Genomic DNA, 599 nt, shown 5'->3' with positions numbered 1-599 from the left:
GGCAGAGCGAATATTGCTAAAGACAGAAATGTACATTTTGATCTAAAAAACAAGACAACATGGACACTAAAGACCAGTACAAAAGAAAAAGATGCTGATGGCAATCTGCTTGATATTGCTCAAAGATCTCGTTCTGATATTTCCACGCTTAATCTCGATAACAGCTCTATTATCTTTAATGGACCAACAGAAGATCATTATCACACATTGCATATAGGATCTGGTAAACCAGATACGCAAACAGTCTACAACGCCTCTGGTAATGCAAAGATTTACTTCAACATTGCCTGGAGTGATGGGGTAGCAAGTGCCGATCAAAAAACCGATAGACTTTTGATCCACGGTGATGTCTCAGGCTCCACAACAGTTTATATCAAAAGCGATTCAGGAGATGAAAGTAGTGTAGTCAATGCTGCTGATCCTTCCAATATAGGTGGCCTCTCGCTCATTCAAGTATCTGGAAAAGCACAAGAAGACTCTTTCAAACTCGTAAATGGCTATACCACAAGAAATCGTTTGCCTTATAAATATACGCTAACGGCCTATGGACCAGAGTCAAGCCACGGTACAGCCGATGTTGCACAAAGCCTCTTTGATGA

General features: G+C 40.7%; 1 protein-coding gene. It reads left to right on the top strand.

The window, feature by feature from the left end:
- A partial coding sequence (locus ACFIM6_RS10145; protein ID WP_375612700.1) for an autotransporter outer membrane beta-barrel domain-containing protein occupies window positions 1-599 on the top strand: 599 nt, incomplete at both ends.

Source organism: Bartonella sp. AA9NXGY (genome assembly GCF_042196845.1).
Classification (GTDB): Bacteria; Pseudomonadota; Alphaproteobacteria; order Rhizobiales; family Rhizobiaceae; genus Bartonella.
The sequence above is the reverse complement of the archived record's forward strand: the minus strand, read 5'-3'. Positions and strand labels throughout refer to the sequence as shown.